Here is a 17,871-nt window from a genome sequence, read left to right as displayed (position 1 = left end):
AGATCAAGCCAGCGTGTAGGCCGTCTTCACCGTGGTGAAGAACTCCTGCGCGTACTTGCCCTGCTCGCGCGGCCCGTAGCTCGAACCCTTGCGGCCACCGAACGGCACGTGATAGTCCACACCCGCGGTCGGCAGGTTGACCATCACCATGCCGGCCTGGCTGTGGCGCTTGAAGTGCGTCGCGTACTTGAGCGACGTGGTGGCGATGCCGGCCGAAAGGCCGAACTCGGTGTCGTTGGCCGTGGCCAGCGCTTCCTCGTAGTTCTTCACGCGGATCACGCTCGCGACCGGGCCGAAGATTTCTTCCTTGTTGATGCGCATGGTGGCGGCCGATTCGCTGAAGAGCGCGGGCGACATGTAGTAGCCGTCGGTCTCCAGCTTCAGCAGTTCGCCGCCGGCCGCCAGCGTGGCGCCTTCGCCCTTGCCGATGGCGATGTATTCCATGTCCTGGTTGAGCTGCGACTTCGACGAGACCGGGCCCACGTCGGTGCCTTGCGCCAGCGCATCGCCGACCTTGATCTTGGCCATGCGCGCCTTCATCGCCTCGATGAACTTCGGGTAGATGCCTTCGGTGACGATCAGGCGGCTCGATGCGGTGCAGCGCTGGCCGGTCGAGTAGAACGCGCTCTGCACGCTGAGCTCCACGGCCTGCGCGAGGTCGGCGTCATCCAGCACCACCTGGGGGTTCTTGCCACCCATTTCGAGCTGCACCTTCTTGTGGTTGGTGACGCACTGGATCGCGATGTTGCGGCCCACGCCCACCGAGCCGGTGAAGCTGATCGCATGGATGCCGGGGTGGTTGACCAGCGCCTCGCCGATCACGCTGCCGCGGCCCATCACGAGGTTGAACACGCCGGCCGGAATGCCCGAGCGGCTGATGATTTCGGAGAGCGCCCAGGCGCTGCCCGGCACGAGGTCCGCGGGCTTCAGGACCACGCAGTTGCCGAAGGCCAGCGCGGGCGCGATCTTCCAGGCGGGAATGGCGATGGGAAAGTTCCACGGCGTGATGAGGCCGACCACGCCGACCGGCTCGCGCGTGATCTCCACGCCGATGTTCGGGCGCACCGAAGGCAGCAACTCGCCCGAGAGGCGCAGGCATTCGCCCGCGAAGAACTTGAAGATCTGGCCCGCGCGCGTGGCCTCGCCGATGCCTTCGGCCTTGGTCTTGCCTTCTTCGCGTGCGAGCAGCGTGCCGAGCTCTTCCTTGCGCGCAAGGATCTCGGTGCCGATCTTGTCGAGCGCATCCGAACGCGCCTGGATGCTGCCCGTGGCCCATGCCGGGAAGGCGGCGGTGGCGGCGGCCACAGCTGCATCGACGTGGGTCGCGTCGCCTTGCGTGTACTGGCCCAGCACGTCGGCCAGGTTGCTGGGGTTGACGTTGGGGCTGTAGCTCTTGCCAGCGAGCCACTCGCCATTGATGAGGTTGTTGAATTCAGTCATCGTCGATGTCCTTGTTTGCCTGTTGCGGTGATGAGGTTGGAAGAGTCCGGCGGCTAGGTGGCGCCTTCGGACTCCACGTAGAGGGCGTACAGCGAATGGCTGGCCGCCATGTAGAGGCGATTGTTCTTGGGGCCGCCGAACGTGAGATTGGCACAGCGTTCGGGCAGGCGGATGAAACCGATGGGCTTGCCTTGCGAATTGAAGATCTTGACGCCATCGAGGTCTTCGGACTTCGCGAGGGGCTGATAGACCTTCATGCCGTTGCCGGCATCGGTGGGCTCGGCGGCCAGCGCGCCGTTCCAGCCCCAGCCCATCCAGATGTTGCCGTCGCGGTCGACGCGAAAGCCGTCGAGCGCGGCCGCGCCCACGCCGTCGATCAGCTTGGCCTTGTTCGACACGCTGCCGTCGGCCGCCATGTCGTAGCTCCAGAGGCTGCGGTTCGGCGTGCCCTTCCACTCGATCACGTAGAGCTTCTTCTCGTCCGGCGAGAAGGCCAGGCCGTTCGGGTTCACCAGGTCGGTGATCACGGCAGTGACCTGGCCGTCGGGCGTCACGCGGTACACGTTGGTCGTGGCCTGCTCGGGCGTGGCCCTGTCGCCTTCCCAGGTTCCCGAGATGCCGAAGAGCGGATCGGTGAACCAGACGGTGTCGTCCGACTTCACCACCACATCGTTCGGCGAATTCAGCCGCTTGCCCTGGAAGCGGTCGGCCAGCACGGTCATGCGGCCGTCGTGCTCGGTGCGCACCACGCGCCGCGTCAGCGAGTGCTCGCAGCTCACGAGGCGCCCCTGGCGGTCTCGCGTGTTGCCGTTGCAGTGGTTCACGTTCGACTTGTGGACCTTGAACTCGCCGGTCTTTTCCTCGTAGCGCATCAACCGGTTGTTCGGGATGTCGCTGCACACGAGGTAGCCCTCGCGCGGCAGGTACACCGGGCCTTCGGCCCAGCGCATGCCCGTGCCGACCTGCTCGAGCGTGCTGCTGTAGAGGCGGTATTTGGCGAAGCTCGGGTCGAGGATCAGCACGGCCGGGTCGGGGTAGCGCTGCTGCGGCTTGTAGGGGAACGATTGGGCGCCTGCGGCGGCAGCCACTGCGCCGAGTGCCGAGCCGGCAGCCGCCTGGAGCAGGCGACGGCGATCCATGGTGTTGTTCATGCAGTCTCCTTGGGTGTCTCAACCGTCGGCGCGCAAAGGCGCCGGGCGCTCAGCGGACCATGCAGGGCCGCTTGTTGTCGAAGGTCCAGTTCGGAATCAGGTATTGCATCGCCTGCGCGTCGTTGCGCGCGCCGAGGCCATGCTTCAGGTACAGCTGGTGCGCCTTCTCGACTTCTGCCATGTCGAGCTCGATGCCCAGGCCACCGCGCGTCGGCACCTTCACGAAGCCCTCCTCGATCTGCAGCGGCGCCTTCGTCAGGCGCTGGCCGTCCTGCCAGATCCAGTGCGTGTCGATGGCCGTCACCTTGCCGGGTGCGGCAGCGGCCACGTGGGTGAACATCGCGAGCGACACGTCGAAGTGGTTGTTCGAATGCGAGCCCCAGGTGAGGCCCCAGGCCTGGCACAGCTGCGCCACGCGCACCGAGCCCTGCATGGTCCAGAAGTGCGGATCGGCCAGCGGGATGTCGACCGACTGCAGCGAGAGGCTGTGCACCATCTCGCGCCAGTCGGTGGCGACCATGTTGGTGGCGGTGGGCAAGCCCGTGGCGCGGCGGAACTCGGCCATCACCTCGCGACCCGAGAACACGCCTTCGGCGCCGCACGGGTCTTCGGCATAGGCCATCACGCCGTGCAGGTCGCGGCACAGGCGGATCGCGTCCGCCAGCAGCCAGCCGCCGTTCGGGTCGAGCGTGACGCGCGCCTTCGGAAAGCGCTCGTGCAGCGCACGGATCGCTTCCACTTCTTCCTCGCCGCGCAGCACGCCGCCCTTGAGCTTGAAGTCGGTGAAGCCGTAGCGCGCATGCGTGGCCTCGGCCAGGCGCACGATGGATTCGGGCGTCATGGCTTCTTCGTGGCGAAGGCGAAACCAGTCGTTGTCCGCGCCCGGGTCGGTCTCGTACGGCAGGTCGGTCTTCGTGCGGTCGCCCACGTAGAAGAGATAGCCGAGCATCTGCACCGCATCGCGCTGCTGGCCCTCGCCGAGCAGGGCCGCGACCGGCACTTCGAGGAACTGGCCCAGCAGGTCGAGCAGCGCAGCCTCGACGGCGGTGACCGCATGGATGGTCACGCGCAGGTCGAAGGTCTGCTGGCCACGGCCGCCGCTGTCGCGACCGGCGAAGGCGCTGCGCAGGCTGTTGAGCACCGCGTTGTGGCGGCCGATGGGCTGGCCCACGATGAGGTCGCGCGCATCTTCGAGCGTCTGGCGGATCTTCTCGCCGCCCGGCACTTCGCCCACGCCGGTATGGCCGGCGCTGTCGGTCAAGATCAAGAGGTTCCGCGTGAAGAACGGGCCGTGCGCGCCGCTCAGGTTCATCAGCATGCTGTCGTGGCCCGCGACGGGGACCACGCGCATGCCGGTGACGACGGGGGCGCCCCGAACGACGTTGGAGATGGCGTTGGAAACGGATTCAGGACTTGTCATCTTCAGGCTCGGTGTCTCAGTCTGCGGTGATGTGGCGGGTTTCTATCAGCGTCTTCCATCGCGTCCACTCGCGCAACTGGAAGGCGGTGAAATCCTCGGGCGTGCTCGCGACGATTTCGAGGCCCTGGTCGAGCATGCGCTTCTTCGTCTCGGGGTCCTGCATCGCGGCGATGACCGCATCGCTCAGCTTCTTCTTGAGCGCGGGCGGCAGGCCCTTCGGCGCGGCCATGCCCTGCCACGAGTAGACCTCGGCACCTTTCACGCCGGCCTCGGCCAGCGTGGGCACGTCGGGCAGCACGGGCGAGCGCTTGTCGCCGGTGACGGCAATCGCGCGCAGCTTGCCCGCGCGGATGTGCGGCAGCACGGCATTCACGTTCTGGAACGAGAAGTCGACCTGGTTGCCCAGCAGGTCGTTCACCGCCGGCGCACCGCCCTTGTAGGGCACATGCACGCCTTCGGTCTTGGTTTGCTGCCAGAAGAGCTCGGCCGACAGGTGATCGGACGAGCCGTTGCCCGAGCTCGCGAACGAGACCTTGCCCGGCGTCTTGCGCAGCAATGCGAGCACGTCGGCGACCGTGTGCTCGGGCCGCGCGACATTCGCGACGAGCACGTTGGGCGCCTGCACGGGCACGCTGATGTAGTCGAAGTCCTTGGTCGCGTCGTAAGGCACGCTCTTCTGCAGGTGCGGCGTGACGACGAACGCGCCGAGCGAGGACACGAGCAGCGTGTAGCCGTCGGGCAGTGCGCGCCTGACGAAGCCGGTGCCGATGGTGCCCGTGGCGCCCGGGCGGTTGTCGACGACGAAGCTGCCGCCGAGCTTGGTCTGCAGTTGCAGCGCCAGTGCGCGCGCCACCATGTCGGTGGAGCCGCCGGCGGGGAACGGCACGATGATGGTCACGGGTTTCTGCTGCGGCCATGCATCGGCCTGGGCCGAGGCGTGAAGCGGCAACGTCGCGGTGGCGGCGAGCACGAGGCCCGCCGCAAGAAGCTCTCGTCTCTGCATTCGTGCTCCCGATCAGGGGTTGACGCGAACGGCCTGGCGCGCGAGCAGCTTCCAGTTGCCGCCCTGCTTCTGCCAGACACCGAGGATCTTCAGCGCCACCTTGCCGGGCTTGCCCGAATCGTTGGTGTCGGCCGCGAGCGTGTGCCGCACGATGGCGGTGTTGGCATCGACCACCTTGATGGTCTGCTCGGTGATCGTGATGGTCACGAAGTCCGACTTGCCGTCGAGCAGGTCGCTGATGAAGCTGGCCTTGGTGTCGACCTTGCCGCCCGAGTGGCCGTAGCTCAGGTCGTCGGCCACCAGCGCGCCGAGTGCGGCGGCGGTCGGGTCGATCATCGCGATGCGCAAGCGCTCGGCAGCCGCGGCCACCGCGGGCTGGTCCGAGGCACCGCCGCCGGCGGGTGCCATTGCGCAGCCCGAGAACACGGCGGCCGAGGCGGCGATGAGGAAGAGTTTCTTGATGAGCACGTCGTTGACTCCGTTGTTGTGTTGATGCTTGCCGACTGCGAAAAAAGAGGCTGGCTTCTTACTGCGGGCCGAGCGTGGCGATCAGCGCCTTGAGCTCTTCCATCTCGGCGGGCTTGAGGTCGGTCAGCGGTGCGCGCACCGGGCCCGCGTCGTGGCCGACGATCTTGGCGCCGGCCTTGACGATGCTCACGGCATAGCCCGGCGTGCGGTTGCGCAGCTCGAGGTAAGGCATGAAGAAGTTCTTCAGCAGGCGGTGCTGCGTGGCGAGGTCGTCGCTGGCCACTGCGTGATAGAAGTCCATCGCCGTCTTCGGGATGAAGTTGAAGACGGCCGACGAGTACACCGGCGTGCCCATGGCCTTGTAGGCCGCGGCATAGACCTCGGCGGTCGGCAGGCCACCCAGGTAGGCGAAGCGGTCGCCCATCTTCTGGTAGATCGCAACCATCGCTTCGATGTCGCCCACGCCGTCCTTGAAGCCGACGAGGTTCGGGTTGCGTTCCGCCAGGCCCGCGAGCGTGTCGGGCTTCAGGCGGCTGGAGGCGCGGTTGTAGACGATCACGCCGAACTTCACGCTCTTGCACACGGCCTCGACGTGCGCGGCCAGACCTTCCTGGCCGGCTTCGGTGAGGTAGTGCGGCAGCAGCAGGATGCCGTGGGCGCCGGCCTTCTCGGCGGCTTGCGCGCACTGGATGGCAAAGCGCGTCGGGCCGCCGGCACCGGCAATGATCGGCACCACGCCGCGGCAGGTGTCCACCGCGGTCTTGATGATGCCGGGGTACTCGTCGCCGGTCAGCGAGAAGAACTCGCCCGTGCCGCCGGCGGCGAACAGCGCGCTCGCGCCGTAGGGCTGCAGCCATTCGAGGCGCTTGACGTAGCCCTGGGCGTTGAAGTCGCCGTTGCTGTCGAAGTCGGTCAGCGGGAACGAGAGCAGGCCGGAGCCCATGATGGTCTTGAGTTCTTGCGGGTTCATCGGGAAACGTCCAGTGAAGATTTGAGAAAGAAAAATGAGGGTGGGTGGGCGGCCGGTCAGTCGAGCTTGACGCTGGCTTCCTTGATCACCTGGGCCCAGCGCGCGCGCTCCTTGGCGAAGAACTGGTCCTGCTCGGGCGCAGTCATGGTCACGACCTCGGCGCCCTGGCCTGCGAGGCGGGCGCGGATGTCGGGGGTGCGGATGATGCGGGTGAGCTCGCGGTTGAGCCGCGCGATCACCGCATCGGGCACGCCGCGTCCGGCGACCACGCCCTGCCAGGTGCCCGACTCGTAGCCGGGCGCGCCCTGCTCCGCGATGGTCGGCACGCTGCCGATCAGCGGCATGCGCGTGGCCTTGGACACAGCGATCAGCTTGAGCTTGCCGGCCTGCACCTGCGGGTAGGTGGCGAGCATGCCGTTCATCAGCACCTGCGTCTGGCCCGAGACGGTGTCGAGCACGGCCTGCACGCCGCCCTTGTAGGGCACGTATTCCCACTTCGCGCCGACCTTGCGCTGCAACTCGATGCCGGCCAGGTGCGCGGTGCTGCCACTGGCGGTGACGGCGAAGTTGAGATCGCTTTTCTTCGAGAGCTCGACCAGTTCCTTGAGCGTGCTCGCCTGCACCGAGGGATGCACCACCAGGAGGTGCGGCGAGTAGGCCAGCATGCCCACGCTGCGCAGGTCCTTGGACGGATCGAACGGCAGCTTGGGATAGAGCGACGGGCTGATCGCCAGCGCGCCCAGGTCGCACAGCATCAGCGTGTAGCCATCGGCCGGCGCCTTGGCCAGCAGATCGGCGCCCAGGTTGCCGTTGGCGCCCGCGCGGTTGTCGATGATGACCGACTGGCCCAACGCTTCCGACAGCGGCTGGCTGATGGCGCGCGCAATGATGTCGGACGAGCCGCCCGGCGGGTACGGGACGATGATCTTGATCGGCTTGGACGGCCAGTTGCCGTTGCCCTGTGCGAACGCGCGCACCGGCAGGCTGGCGGCCAAGGTCGTGGCCAGGGCGGCGCCCAGTGCGCCGCGTCGGTTGATGGTCATGCGGATGCCTCCAGTTATTCGATGTGCCTCATGGCTTCGCCCGGATGCCCGAGCAAGTGATCAGTCATCGTACAACTAGAAAAACAACTTGTCTAGATTTGGACCCAAAAAATTCGACGAAGGGGTTAGTTGTCGGACGAAGCGGCGCCCGCGCCGCCATCCTTGCCTGCGCCCGCACCTTCGGCTTTCGCCTTCTGCTGCTGCGCGGCTTCCTGCGCCATGCGCAGGCGCTCGCGGCTGTTCGTCAGGTGGATGCGCATGGCGGCGCGCGCCGACTCGGGATCGCGGCGCGCGATGGCCGCGTAGATCTCTTCATGCTCGCGGTTCACGCGACTCAAGTACGCCCCGCCATCCTGGATGCGGATGGCGCTGATGCGCGTGCGCGGGATGATCGTGGTGCCCAGGTGCCGCATGATGTCGGCGAAATATGGGTTGCCGGTCGACTGCGCGATCTGCAGGTGAAAACGGAAGTCGGGCGCGACGGTGTCGCCGGCGATCGTCACGTTGTGCTCGAAGTCGTCGAGCGCCTGGCGCATCGCCACCAGCTGCTCGTCGGTGCGCCGGCTCGCGGCGAGCCCGGCGGATTCCGTCTCGAGGCTGATGCGCAGCTCCAGCACGGCCAGCACATCGACTGAAGCGGCGATCTCGCCCGGATCGAGGCGAAACACCCCACCCGGCCGCGGCTGCAGCACGAAGGTGCCGACGCCGTGTAATGTTTCGACCAGCCCGCCGGCCTGCAGCTTGGAGAGCGCCTCGCGCACCACGGTGCGGCTCACGCCGTAGGCCTGCATGATGGCCGACTCGGTGGGAAGCTTGTCGCCCGGGCGCAGCGACTGGCTGCGGATCTTCTCCCCCAGGTCTTCCACCAGCCCGTGCGCCAGGCCGCGGGCACGCTGGCGCGGCCGCCCCACGAAGGCCGCAGGGCCTGCCGCCGAGCCGGCTTCCGCCGGCGCATCTGAAACCAAGGGATTACCCGCAGTCGTCTGAACCATGGCCACGATGATAATCTCCAATTAGTTGTACGACAACCGATAACTTATCACTCAGACATCTCCTGAAGCCGCTTCGCAAGCCTCTCCCGGGGCATCTGCGGTCTCTTCGGCACTCACATGAAGTATTCCCTAGCCTTCGCTCCGCTGGCACCGTACTGGCCCGTTTTCGTCAACGGCGCCTGGCTGACGCTCAAGATGACCGCCTTGGCGGTCGTGATTGGCGTTTGCATCGGAACACTGGTCGCGTTCGCCAAGCGCAGCAAGATCAAGCCCCTTGCCCGTGCCTGCACGGTCTACATCGAGATCGTGCGCAACACGCCCTTCCTGGTGCAGATCTTCCTCCTGTACTTCGGCCTCGCAAGCTTCGGCGTGCGCATGCCGACCTTCGCAGCGGCCGTGCTGGCGATGGTGATCAACATCGCGGCCTATGCCGCGGAGATCATCCGCGCCGGCCTCGAATCGGTGCCGCGCGGGCAGATCGAGGCGGCCGAGTGCCTGGGCCTTTCCAAGTGGCGCATCGGCTGGCACGTGATGCTGCAGCCGTCCATCGAGAAGGTGTACCCCGCCCTCACGAGCCAGTTCCTTCTGATGATGCAGGCCTCGGCGATGGCTTCGCAGATTTCCGCCGAAGAGCTCACCGCCATCGCCAACACCGTGCAGTCGGACACCTTCCGCTCGCTGGAGACCTACATCGTGGTCGCGGCGCTGTACCTGGTGCTCTCGCTCTTCATCAAGCTGGTGACCTGGGCGCTCGGCGAATACATGTTCCGCCGCCGCCGCGTGGTGCGCCGCGCCGCCGCGCAGGCCGGCAAGGTGCAGCCCGCTGCATCGACGGCCGCCGTCGCCATTCACGGGGGCGCCGCATGAGCCTCGGGCACTTCACTTTCACGCACCTGATGTACCTGGTGCAGTCGATCGGCTGGACGCTGCTGCTCTCGGCCCTGGCCTTCGTGCTGGGCGCCATCGGCGGCTTCGGGCTGATGCTCGCGCGCATCTCGCCGCGCGCCTGGCTGCGTTGGTTTGCGGTGGTCTACATCGAATGCATCCAGGGCATTCCGCTGCTGATCCTGCTGTTCATCGTGTACTTCGGACTCTCGGTGTACGGCCTCTCGCTGCCCTCGCTGGTGGCGGCCGGCATCGCGATGATGATCTACGTGAGCGCCTACCTGGGTGACATCTGGCGCGGCTGCATCGAGGCGATGCCCAAGCCGCAGTGGGAAGCCTCGGAGTGCCTGGCTTTCTCGCGCTGGCAGACGCTGCGCCTCGTGATCATTCCGCAGGCCGTGCGCCTCTCGCTGCCGCCCACGGTCGGCTTCCTGGTGCAGATCATCAAGATGACCTCGCTGGCCTCGGTGATCGGCTTCGTCGAGCTCACGCGCGCCGGCCAGATCATCAACAACACCATCTTCCAGCCCTTCCTGGTCTTCTTCCTGGTCGGCGCTTTCTATTTCGCCTTGTGCTATCCGCTGTCGCGTTGGAGCGAAGCGATGGAGAAGAAACTCAATGTCGCCAATCGTTAAGCTGGACCACGTCTACAAGAGCTTCGGCTCGAACCAGGTCCTGAAGGGCGTTTCCTTCGAAGTCGCCAAGGGCGAGATGATCGCCATCATCGGCGCCAGCGGTTCGGGCAAGAGCACCGCGCTGCGCTGCATCGACCGGCTCGAGGTCATCGACAAGGGCACCATCGAGGTCTGCGGCATCCGCGTGGACAGCCCCAACGTCGACCTGAAGCAGTTGCGGCTCGAAGTAGGCATCGTGTTCCAGAGCTACAACCTGTTCCCCCACCTCACGGTGCAGGAGAACATCATGCTGGCGCTGCGCCATGTGAAGAAGCAGTCGCGCGGCGAAGCGGCCGACGTGGCGATCCGCGTGCTCGACCAGGTGGGCCTGAAGGCCAAGGCCGACGCCTACCCCGAACAACTCTCTGGCGGCCAGCAACAGCGCGTGGCCATTGCGCGATCGCTCGCGATGTCGCCCAAGGTCATGCTGTTCGACGAAGTGACCTCCGCGCTCGACCCGCAACTCACCGGCGAAGTGCTGCGCGTGATGGAAGACCTCGCGGCCGGCGGCATGACCATGCTGCTGGTCACGCACGAGATGGCTTTCGCCAAGCGCGTGGCCGACCGGATCATCTACATGCACCAGGGCACCGTGTGGGAAACCGGCCCCGGCGAAATGCTCGACGCGCCCAAGACGCCGGAGCTGCATGCCTTCCTGAACAACGGGCTGTAAACAGGCAGCCCGGGTCTCTTTCATTCCTCCCATACCAACTTACACCAGGAGATATCCATGAAACTCGGCAAGACCTTCACCCGCACATGCATCGCGCTGGCCCTCGTGGCCGGCGTGGCGCAGGCCGCCATGGCCGACCAGCTGGACGACATCAAGAAGGCCGGCAAGGTCCGCGTGGCCATCGCGATGGGCACGCCCCTCTTCAGCTTCGCCGATGCCAACCTGCAGCCCACCGGCTCCGACGTGGACACCGCCACGCAGCTGGCCAAGGACCTGGGCGTGAAGCTGGAGATCGTCTCGATCACCAACGCCGCCCGCGTGCCCACGCTGCAGGCGCAGCGCGCCGACCTGGTGATTGCCGACCTGTCGATCACCCCCGAGCGCGAGAAGGTCGTCGACTTCTCCGTGCCCTACGCCGTCATCAGCATCATCGTGGGCGGCCCCAAGAGCATCAAGGTGGCCGACTACGCCGACCTGAACGGCAAGCGCATCGGCTTGACGCGCGCCACCGTGAACGACACGCTCACCACGCAGCAGGCCAAGGGCGCGGAGATCGTTCGCTACGAAGACGACGCCACGCTCATCACCTCGATGGTCACGGGCCAGATCGATCTCTTCTCCAGCACCCCGTCGAACCTGAGCGAAATGATCAAGCAGGCGCCGGCCAAGAACCTGGAGCTGAAGTTCTCGCAGAAGGACTTCGACCTGGGCATCGCGCTGAACAAGGAGCAGCCCAAGCTCAAGGAATGGGTCAACGCCTGGGTCGTGACGAACCAGAAGAACGGCAAGCTCAACGCCATCTACAAGAAATACCACGGCCGCGACCTGCCCGAGCGCATCACCAAACTGTGAATGGACGAGTGACGATGGAAGCTTCGAACAAGAAACTCAACCGGCTGCTGCTGACCGGCGCGGCCGGTGGCCTCGGCAAGGTGCTGCGCGAGCGGCTCAAGCCTTATGCGAACGTGCTGCGCCTCTCGGACATCGCATCGCTGGCACCGGCCGCGGATGCGAGCGAAGAGGTCGTGCCCTGCGACCTCTCGGACAAGGCCGCGGTGCATGCGCTGCTGGAAGGCTGCGACGCGATCGTGCACCTGGGCGGCGTGTCGGTCGAGCGGCCGTTCGAGGAGATTCTCGAAGCCAACATCAAGGGCATCTTCAACGTCTACGAAGCCGCGCGCCGCCATGGCGTCAAGCGCGTGGTGTTCGCGAGCTCCAACCACGTGATCGGCTTCTACAAGCAGACCGAGCACATCGATGCGCACGCGGCGCGCCGGCCCGACGGCTACTACGGCCTGTCGAAGTCCTTCGGCGAGGACATGGCGCAGTTCTACTTCGACCGCTGGGGCATCGAGACGGTGAGCATCCGCATCGGCTCGTCGTTTCCCGAGCCGCTCAACCGCCGGATGATGAGCACCTGGCTGAGCTACCGCGACCTGACCACGCTGATCGAGAAGTCGCTCTTCACGCCCGATGTGAAGCACACCGTCGTCTACGGCATGTCGGCCAACCGCGACGTGTGGTGGGACAACAGCGCCGCCGCGCACCTGGGCTTCGTGCCGCAGGACAGCTCCGAGGTGTTCCGCGACAAGGTCGAGGCGCAGCCGCCGGTCGCGCCGACCGACCCGAACGCCATCTACCAGGGCGGCGCCTTCACCGCGCAAGGGCCGTTCGGCGATGCAAGCTGAGCTCGTCCTCGACGCGCGCAACGGCACCGGTGAAAGCCCGGTGTGGCACGCCGCGGAGCAGGCGCTCTACTGGGTCGACATCCCGGCACGCACACTGAACCGCTGGCATGCGAGCGAAGGCCACGCGCAGTGGCATGCGAATGAAATGATCGCCTGCATCGCGCCACGCGTCGATGCACCCGGCGCGTGGATCTCCGGCATGGAAAGCGGCCTTTTCTCGCTGCTGCCGCAGGCCGATGGGACGCTCGCCGCAACGTCGCTCGCGCCCGTCGAACACGCCGCACCCGCCATGCGTTTCAACGACGGCCGCTGCGACCGCCAGGGCCGCTTCTGGGCCGGCACGATGCTGCTCGACATGGCCGCCGGCGCACGCGTCGGACGCCTCTACAGCTACGGCAAGGGCAAGGGCAGCGCCACCTTGCAACTCGACGATCTCATCGTGCCCAACGGCCTGGCCTTCAGCCCCGACGGCCGCACGATGTACCTCTCGGACTCGCACCCGAGCGTGCAGGCCATCTGGGCCTTCGACTACGACACCGAGACCGGCACGCCCGGCAACCGCCGTCTCTTCGTCGACATGAAGCCCCTGCCCGGCCGTCCCGACGGCGCGGCGATCGACGTCGACGGCTGCTACTGGATCTGCGGCAATGACGCGGGCCTGGTGCACCGCTTCACGCCCGACGGCCGCCTCGACCGCTCGCTCGAAGTGCCGGTGAAGAAGCCCGCGATGTGCGCCTTCGGCGGCGCGTCGCTCGACACGCTCTTCGTCACCTCGATCCGCCCCGGCGGCATCGACCTGGCGGACCAGCCGCTGGCCGGCGGCGTGTTCGCGCTGCGGCCCGGTGTGTCGGGCGTTCCCGAGCCGGCCTTCGGCGGCTGACCCTTTTCTTTTCACGTTTTCGATAACCACCAAGCAGAGGAAGAGACAAATGAAACTCCACAAGACCCTGATCGCACTTGCCGTCGGCGCCGCAGCCGCGCTGTCCACACTGGCTGCCAGTGCCACCGAGTTCCGCTCGGCCGACATCCACCCCGACGACTACCCGACCGTGACCGCGGTCAAGTTCATGAGCGAACGGCTCAAGGCGCTGTCGGGCGGCAAGCACACCATCAAGGTGTTCAACAACAGCTCGCTCGGCAGCGAGAAGGACACGATCGAGCAGACCAAGATCGGCGCGCTGCAGATGGTGCGCGTGAACATCGCCCCGATGAACAACATCTGCGCCGAGACGCAGGTGCCGACCATGCCCTTCCTGTTCCGTTCGGTGGACCACCTGCACAAGGTGCTGGACGGCCCGATCGGCGAGGAGATCCTGAAGTCGTGCGAGAAGCAGGGCTTCATCGGTCTTGCCTACTACGACAGCGGCGCGCGCTCGATGTTCACCGCCAAGAAGCCGGTGCGCACCTTCGCCGACATGAAGGGCCTGAAGGTCCGCGTGCAGCAGTCGGACCTGTGGGTGTCGATGCTCGAAGCCATGGGCGCCAACGCCACGCCGATGCCCATGGGCGAGGTCTACACGGGCCTGAAGACCGGCTTGATCGACGCCGCCGAGAACAACTACCCCACCTATGAAAGCGCCCGCGCCTTCGAAGTGGCCAAGTACTACAGCAAGACCGAGCACTCGATGGCGCCCGAGATGCTGCTGTTCTCCAAGCGCGTGTGGGACAAGCTCTCGGCCGAAGAGCAGGGCTGGATCCGTCAGGCCGCCAAGGAGTCGGTGCCCTACATGCGCAAGCAATGGGAAGAGCGCGAGATCAAGTCGCTCGCCACGGTGAAGGCCGGCGGCGCCGAGATCATCGAAGTCGACAAGGCCCCGTTCCAGGCTGCGATGAAGCCGGTGTACGACAAGTTCATCACCGACGCGAAGCTCAAGGACCTGGTCAAGCGCGTGCAGGACACGAAGTAAGCAAGTCAGTCCGTTGAATTGGCTCCTTCCCCCTCTGGGGGAAGGTCGGGATGGGGGCACGACGGCGCGGGAGTAGATACGCCGCTTGCCCCCACCCCTGCCCTCCCCCGGAAGGGGAGGGAGAAAGACAAAGAAGAACTCACATGTACACCAAACTTTGCCGCACCCTCGCCCGTGCCTGCATGTGGTTGGGCATCCTCGGTCTCGTCGCGGTGATCTGCGCGGTGAGCTGGCAGGTGTTCGGCCGCTATGTGCTCAACAACACCCCGACCTGGGCTGAAAGCCTCGCGCTGCTGCTGGTGCTCTACGTCACGATGTTCGGCGTGGCCGTCGGCGTGCGCGACGCGGGCCACATCGGCCTGGAATCGTTCCTCGTGCTCGCGCCCGACTGGCTGCGCTTGAAGATGGAATACCTGATCCACGCGCTCATCCTCGTCTTCGGCCTGGCCATGGCGTGGAATTGCGCCTCGCTCGCCGAATCGGTGTGGGACTACCGCCTGCCCACGCTCTGGATTTCGGAAGGCTGGAAATACGTGCCCGCGTCGATCGCCGGCGTGCTCATCGTGATGTTCTCCATCGAACACATCATCGCGCTCGCCCAGGGCCGCGAAGTCGAACCCGCCTGGGGCTGAACCGCATCATGACGATCCCTCTCCTCATTCTTTGCATCTCGTTCACGGCCTTCCTGCTGCTGGGCGTGCCGGTCGCTTTCTCGATCGGCCTTTCCGCATTGGCCACGCTGCTGTATGAAGGCCTGCCGCTTGCGGTGGGCTTCCAGCAGATGACCTCGGGCATGGGCATCTTCTCGTTCCTTGCGATTCCGTTCTTCATCTTCGCCGGCGAGCTGATGCTCTACGGCGGCATCGCGGACCGCATCGTCAACTTCGCGCGCAACCTCGTGGGCCATGTGCGCGGGGGCCTTGGCATGTCGAACGTGGTGGCCTGCACGCTGTTCGGCGGCGTCTCGGGCTCGCCCGTGGCGGACGTCTCGGCCATGGGCGCCGTGATGATCCCGATGATGAAGAAGGAGGGCTATCACGCCGACTACGCGGTCAATGTGACGACCCACGCAGCACTGGTGGGCGCGCTGATGCCGACCAGCCACAACCTGATCATCTATTCGCTCGCGGCAGGCGGCAAGGTGTCGATCGCGGCGCTGATCCTGGCGGCGCTGCTGCCGGCGGCCGTGCTCACGCTGAGCAATCTTGCGGCCGCCTACCTGGTGGCGGTGAAGCGCGGCTACCCGGCCGGCAGCTTTCCAGGCTGGTCGATCGTGGCGCGTTCGTTCGCCGCGGCGCTGCCGGGTCTCTTCATCGTGGTGCTGATCCTCGGCGGCATCCTGTCGGGCATCTTCACGGCGACCGAATCGGCCGCGGTGGCGGTGCTCTACGCGCTGGCGCTCACGATCTTCGTGTACCGCACGCTGAAGTGGGAGCACTTCATCAAGGCGGCCTCGAAGGCCGTGCGCACCACCGGCGTGATCCTGCTGCTGATCGGCATCTCGAGCACCTTCGGCTACCTCATCAGCCTCTACGGCGTGGCCGAGCTCACGGGCCAGATGCTGTCGCAGGTCACCACCACGCCGTGGATGATCTTCCTGCTCATCAACATCATCCTGTTCGTGCTGGGCACCTTCCTGGACATGGCCGCGACCATCCTGCTGTGCACGCCGATCTTCCTGCCGATCGCCCAGCACTACGGCATGACCTCGGTGCAGTTCGGCGTGGTGATGCTGATCAACTGCGCGCTGGGCCTGAACACGCCGCCGGTGGGCACCACGCAGTTCGTCGGTTGCGCGATCGGCGGTGTGTCGGTGGGCACGGTGATGAAGACCATCTGGCCGTTCTACGGCGCGCTGATCTTCGCGCTCGGCGTGGTCACCTTCGTGCCCGCCTTCTCCACCTGGCTGCCTGGCCTTTTCATGGTCGTGAAGTAAGAAAAGAAAGGCCCCACGATGGCCGAGACGAACACCCGCCCCCCGCTCTACATCCGCATCCACGCGGCCGACAACGTCGCCATCATCGCGAACGACGGCGGCCTGAAAACGGGCGCGACGTTCGCCGACGGCCTCGTGCTGGTGGACAACGTGCCGCAAGGCCACAAGGTCGCTCTGAACGATCTGGCCGAGGGCGATGCCATCGTGCGCTACAACGTGGTGATCGGCTACGCGCAGAAGGCGCTCGCGCGTGGCAGCTGGGTGCACGAGCGCGTGATGCGCATGCCCACGGCACCCGAGCTCGACGGCCTGCCCATCGCGACCGTGAAGCCGCCCGCCATGCCGCCGCTGGAGGGCTACACCTTCGAGGGCTACCGCAACGCCGACGGCTCGGTGGGCTCGCGCAACATCCTGGCCATCACGCAGACCGTGCAGTGCGTGGCAGGTGTGACTGAGTTCGCGGTACAGCGCATCAAGGCCGAGCTGCTGCCGAGATTTCCCAACGTCGACGACGTGGTGGCGCTGGAACACGGCTACGGCTGCGGCGTCGCCATCGACGCGCCCGACGCGATCATCCCGATCCGCACGCTGCGCAACATCAGCCTCAACCCCAACTTCGGCGGCGAGGTGATGGTGGTGAGCCTGGGCTGCGAGAAGCTGCAGCCCGAGCGCCTGCTGCCGCCAGGCACCATTCCGATCACGGACCAGCGCGGCGAAGGCGTGGCTGCCGATGCGGCGCTCGACGTGGTGTGCCTGCAGGACGACGCGCACGTCGGCTTCATGTCGATGATCGATTCGGTGATGCGCCAGGCCGAGGTGCATCTCGCGCGGCTGAACGCGCGCCGGCGCGAGACCGTGCCCGCGAGCGAACTGGTGGTGGGCGTGCAGTGCGGCGGCAGCGATGCCTTCTCGGGCGTGACCGCGAATCCGGCCGTGGGCTTTGCCACCGACCTCCTGGTGCGCGCGGGCGCCACCGTGATGTTCTCGGAAACCACCGAGGTGCGCGACGGCATCGACCAGCTCACCTCGCGCGCCTCGTCGGCCGAAGTGGCCGAGGCCATGATCCGCGAGATGGCCTGGTACGACGCCTACCTGCAGAAGGGGCGCGTGGACCGCAGCGCCAACACCACGCCGGGCAACAAGAAAGGCGGCCTCTCCAACATCGTCGAGAAGGCGATGGGCTCGATCGTGAAGTCGGGCTCTGCGCCGATCTCGGGCGTGCTCTCGCCGGGCGAGAAGGTCAGGCAGAAGGGCCTGATCTACGCGGCCACGCCCGCCAGCGATTTCATCTGCGGCACGCTGCAGCTGGCCGCGGGCATCAACCTGCACATCTTCACCACCGGCCGCGGCACGCCCTATGGGCTGGCCGAAGTGCCGGTCATCAAGGTCGCCACGCGCAGCGACCTCGCACGCCGCTGGCACGACCTGATGGACGTGAACGCGGGCCGCATCGCCGACGGCGACGCCTCCATCGAGGACGTGGGCTGGGAGCTGTTCCGGCTGATGCTCGATGTGGCCAGCGGCAGGAAAAAGACCTGGGCGGAGCACTGGAAGCTGCACAACGCGCTCGTGCTCTTCAACCCCGCACCCGTGACCTGAGGAGGTGACGGCGGCAATCTGA

Annotated in this window: 18 protein-coding genes; 10 read left to right on the top strand and 8 right to left on the bottom strand. The window is 66.3% G+C overall.

Annotated features, from left to right (window positions below):
• Positions 1–3: 3 nt before the first annotated feature.
• The 8 genes from GNX71_RS10050 to GNX71_RS10015 all read right to left on the bottom strand — a co-directional run bounded on the left by GNX71_RS10050 (position 4) and on the right by GNX71_RS10015 (position 8,487).
• Positions 4–1,440: an aldehyde dehydrogenase family protein gene (locus GNX71_RS10050; protein WP_206178181.1), complete on the bottom strand. Its 1,437-nt coding sequence runs from the start codon at positions 1,438–1,440 to the stop codon at positions 4–6.
• A 53-nt stretch (positions 1,441–1,493) separates the two neighbouring features.
• Positions 1,494–2,591, bottom strand: a complete 1,098-nt coding sequence (locus GNX71_RS10045; RefSeq protein ID WP_206178180.1) for an SMP-30/gluconolactonase/LRE family protein — start codon at positions 2,589–2,591, stop codon at positions 1,494–1,496.
• Positions 2,592–2,640: 49 nt separating this feature from the next.
• Positions 2,641–4,011, bottom strand: a complete 1,371-nt coding sequence (gene gudD, locus GNX71_RS10040) for a glucarate dehydratase (protein WP_206178179.1) — start codon at positions 4,009–4,011, stop codon at positions 2,641–2,643.
• Between the two features lie 16 nt (positions 4,012–4,027).
• On the bottom strand, positions 4,028–5,014 hold the full coding sequence (locus tag GNX71_RS10035) for a tripartite tricarboxylate transporter substrate binding protein (protein ID WP_206178178.1): 987 nt from the start codon (positions 5,012–5,014) through the stop codon (positions 4,028–4,030).
• Positions 5,015–5,026: 12 nt separating this feature from the next.
• Entirely contained in the window at positions 5,027–5,482 is a 456-nt protein-coding gene (locus tag GNX71_RS10030; RefSeq protein WP_206178177.1) for a nuclear transport factor 2 family protein, read from the bottom strand.
• Between the two features lie 58 nt (positions 5,483–5,540).
• Positions 5,541–6,452 (bottom strand): 5-dehydro-4-deoxyglucarate dehydratase, encoded by a 912-nt coding sequence (gene kdgD / locus GNX71_RS10025; RefSeq protein WP_206178176.1) that lies wholly within the window; start codon positions 6,450–6,452, stop codon positions 5,541–5,543.
• A gap of 56 nt (positions 6,453–6,508) precedes the next feature.
• The gene (locus GNX71_RS10020) at positions 6,509–7,495 is read right to left on the bottom strand and encodes a tripartite tricarboxylate transporter substrate binding protein (RefSeq protein ID WP_206178175.1); all 987 of its coding nucleotides are present in this window, start codon (positions 7,493–7,495) and stop codon (positions 6,509–6,511) included.
• Positions 7,496–7,620: 125 nt separating this feature from the next.
• The gene (locus GNX71_RS10015) at positions 7,621–8,487 is read right to left on the bottom strand and encodes a FadR/GntR family transcriptional regulator (protein ID WP_206178174.1); all 867 of its coding nucleotides are present in this window, start codon (positions 8,485–8,487) and stop codon (positions 7,621–7,623) included.
• Between the two features lie 117 nt (positions 8,488–8,604).
• Between GNX71_RS10015 and GNX71_RS10010 the strand changes: the two genes are divergently transcribed.
• The 10 genes from GNX71_RS10010 to garD all read left to right on the top strand — a co-directional run bounded on the left by GNX71_RS10010 (position 8,605) and on the right by garD (position 17,849).
• Positions 8,605–9,354: an amino acid ABC transporter permease gene (locus GNX71_RS10010; RefSeq protein ID WP_206178173.1), complete on the top strand. Its 750-nt coding sequence runs from the start codon at positions 8,605–8,607 to the stop codon at positions 9,352–9,354.
• Positions 9,351–10,007, top strand: coding sequence for an amino acid ABC transporter permease (locus tag GNX71_RS10005; protein WP_198787605.1), 657 nt, complete (start codon positions 9,351–9,353; stop codon positions 10,005–10,007). Before GNX71_RS10010 ends, GNX71_RS10005 begins: the two co-directional genes overlap by 4 nt.
• The gene (locus tag GNX71_RS10000; RefSeq protein WP_241027219.1) at positions 9,991–10,719 is read left to right on the top strand and encodes an amino acid ABC transporter ATP-binding protein; all 729 of its coding nucleotides are present in this window, start codon (positions 9,991–9,993) and stop codon (positions 10,717–10,719) included. Before GNX71_RS10005 ends, GNX71_RS10000 begins: the two co-directional genes overlap by 17 nt.
• Positions 10,720–10,776: 57 nt before the next feature.
• Entirely contained in the window at positions 10,777–11,571 is a 795-nt protein-coding gene (locus GNX71_RS09995; RefSeq protein ID WP_206178172.1) for a transporter substrate-binding domain-containing protein, read from the top strand.
• A 14-nt stretch (positions 11,572–11,585) separates the two neighbouring features.
• Positions 11,586–12,407 (top strand): NAD(P)-dependent oxidoreductase, encoded by an 822-nt coding sequence (locus GNX71_RS09990; protein WP_206178171.1) that lies wholly within the window; start codon positions 11,586–11,588, stop codon positions 12,405–12,407.
• Entirely contained in the window at positions 12,397–13,287 is an 891-nt protein-coding gene (locus tag GNX71_RS09985) for an SMP-30/gluconolactonase/LRE family protein (protein WP_206178170.1), read from the top strand. Before GNX71_RS09990 ends, GNX71_RS09985 begins: the two co-directional genes overlap by 11 nt.
• A 49-nt stretch (positions 13,288–13,336) precedes the next feature.
• Entirely contained in the window at positions 13,337–14,314 is a 978-nt protein-coding gene (locus tag GNX71_RS09980) for a TRAP transporter substrate-binding protein (RefSeq protein ID WP_206178169.1), read from the top strand.
• A gap of 143 nt (positions 14,315–14,457) precedes the next feature.
• Entirely contained in the window at positions 14,458–14,946 is a 489-nt protein-coding gene (locus tag GNX71_RS09975; protein ID WP_176658555.1) for a TRAP transporter small permease, read from the top strand.
• A gap of 8 nt (positions 14,947–14,954) precedes the next feature.
• Positions 14,955–16,250, top strand: a complete 1,296-nt coding sequence (locus GNX71_RS09970; RefSeq protein WP_206178168.1) for a TRAP transporter large permease — start codon at positions 14,955–14,957, stop codon at positions 16,248–16,250.
• An 18-nt stretch (positions 16,251–16,268) separates the two neighbouring features.
• Complete coding sequence (gene garD / locus GNX71_RS09965; protein WP_206178167.1) at positions 16,269–17,849, top strand: galactarate dehydratase; 1,581 nt, start codon at positions 16,269–16,271, stop codon at positions 17,847–17,849.
• Positions 17,850–17,871 lie beyond the last annotated feature (22 nt).

Source organism: Variovorax sp. RKNM96, assembly GCF_017161115.1.
Taxonomy (GTDB): Bacteria; Pseudomonadota; Gammaproteobacteria; order Burkholderiales; family Burkholderiaceae_C; genus Variovorax.
Note: the sequence above shows the minus strand (reverse complement) of the source record. Positions and strands in the feature narration are given on the sequence as shown.

Excerpts from the sequence above, each read along its gene's own strand:
- GNX71_RS10050 (WP_206178181.1), bottom strand. The coding sequence starts at position 1,440 with ATGACTGAATTCAACAACCTCATCAATGGCGAGTGGCTCGCTGGCAAG.
- GNX71_RS10045 (WP_206178180.1), bottom strand. The coding sequence starts at position 2,591 with ATGAACAACACCATGGATCGCCGTCGCCTGCTCCAGGCGGCTGCCGGC.
- gudD (WP_206178179.1), bottom strand. The coding sequence starts at position 4,011 with ATGACAAGTCCTGAATCCGTTTCCAACGCCATCTCCAACGTCGTTCGG.
- GNX71_RS10035 (WP_206178178.1), bottom strand. The coding sequence starts at position 5,014 with ATGCAGAGACGAGAGCTTCTTGCGGCGGGCCTCGTGCTCGCCGCCACC.
- kdgD (WP_206178176.1), bottom strand. The coding sequence starts at position 6,452 with ATGAACCCGCAAGAACTCAAGACCATCATGGGCTCCGGCCTGCTCTCG.
- GNX71_RS10020 (WP_206178175.1), bottom strand. The coding sequence starts at position 7,495 with ATGACCATCAACCGACGCGGCGCACTGGGCGCCGCCCTGGCCACGACC.
- GNX71_RS10015 (WP_206178174.1), bottom strand. The coding sequence starts at position 8,487 with ATGGTTCAGACGACTGCGGGTAATCCCTTGGTTTCAGATGCGCCGGCG.
- GNX71_RS10010 (WP_206178173.1), top strand. The coding sequence starts at position 8,605 with ATGAAGTATTCCCTAGCCTTCGCTCCGCTGGCACCGTACTGGCCCGTT.
- GNX71_RS10005 (WP_198787605.1), top strand. The coding sequence starts at position 9,351 with ATGAGCCTCGGGCACTTCACTTTCACGCACCTGATGTACCTGGTGCAG.
- GNX71_RS10000 (WP_241027219.1), top strand. The coding sequence starts at position 9,991 with ATGTCGCCAATCGTTAAGCTGGACCACGTCTACAAGAGCTTCGGCTCG.
- GNX71_RS09995 (WP_206178172.1), top strand. The coding sequence starts at position 10,777 with ATGAAACTCGGCAAGACCTTCACCCGCACATGCATCGCGCTGGCCCTC.
- GNX71_RS09990 (WP_206178171.1), top strand. The coding sequence starts at position 11,586 with ATGGAAGCTTCGAACAAGAAACTCAACCGGCTGCTGCTGACCGGCGCG.
- GNX71_RS09985 (WP_206178170.1), top strand. The coding sequence starts at position 12,397 with ATGCAAGCTGAGCTCGTCCTCGACGCGCGCAACGGCACCGGTGAAAGC.
- GNX71_RS09980 (WP_206178169.1), top strand. The coding sequence starts at position 13,337 with ATGAAACTCCACAAGACCCTGATCGCACTTGCCGTCGGCGCCGCAGCC.
- GNX71_RS09975 (WP_176658555.1), top strand. The coding sequence starts at position 14,458 with ATGTACACCAAACTTTGCCGCACCCTCGCCCGTGCCTGCATGTGGTTG.
- GNX71_RS09970 (WP_206178168.1), top strand. The coding sequence starts at position 14,955 with ATGACGATCCCTCTCCTCATTCTTTGCATCTCGTTCACGGCCTTCCTG.
- garD (WP_206178167.1), top strand. The coding sequence starts at position 16,269 with ATGGCCGAGACGAACACCCGCCCCCCGCTCTACATCCGCATCCACGCG.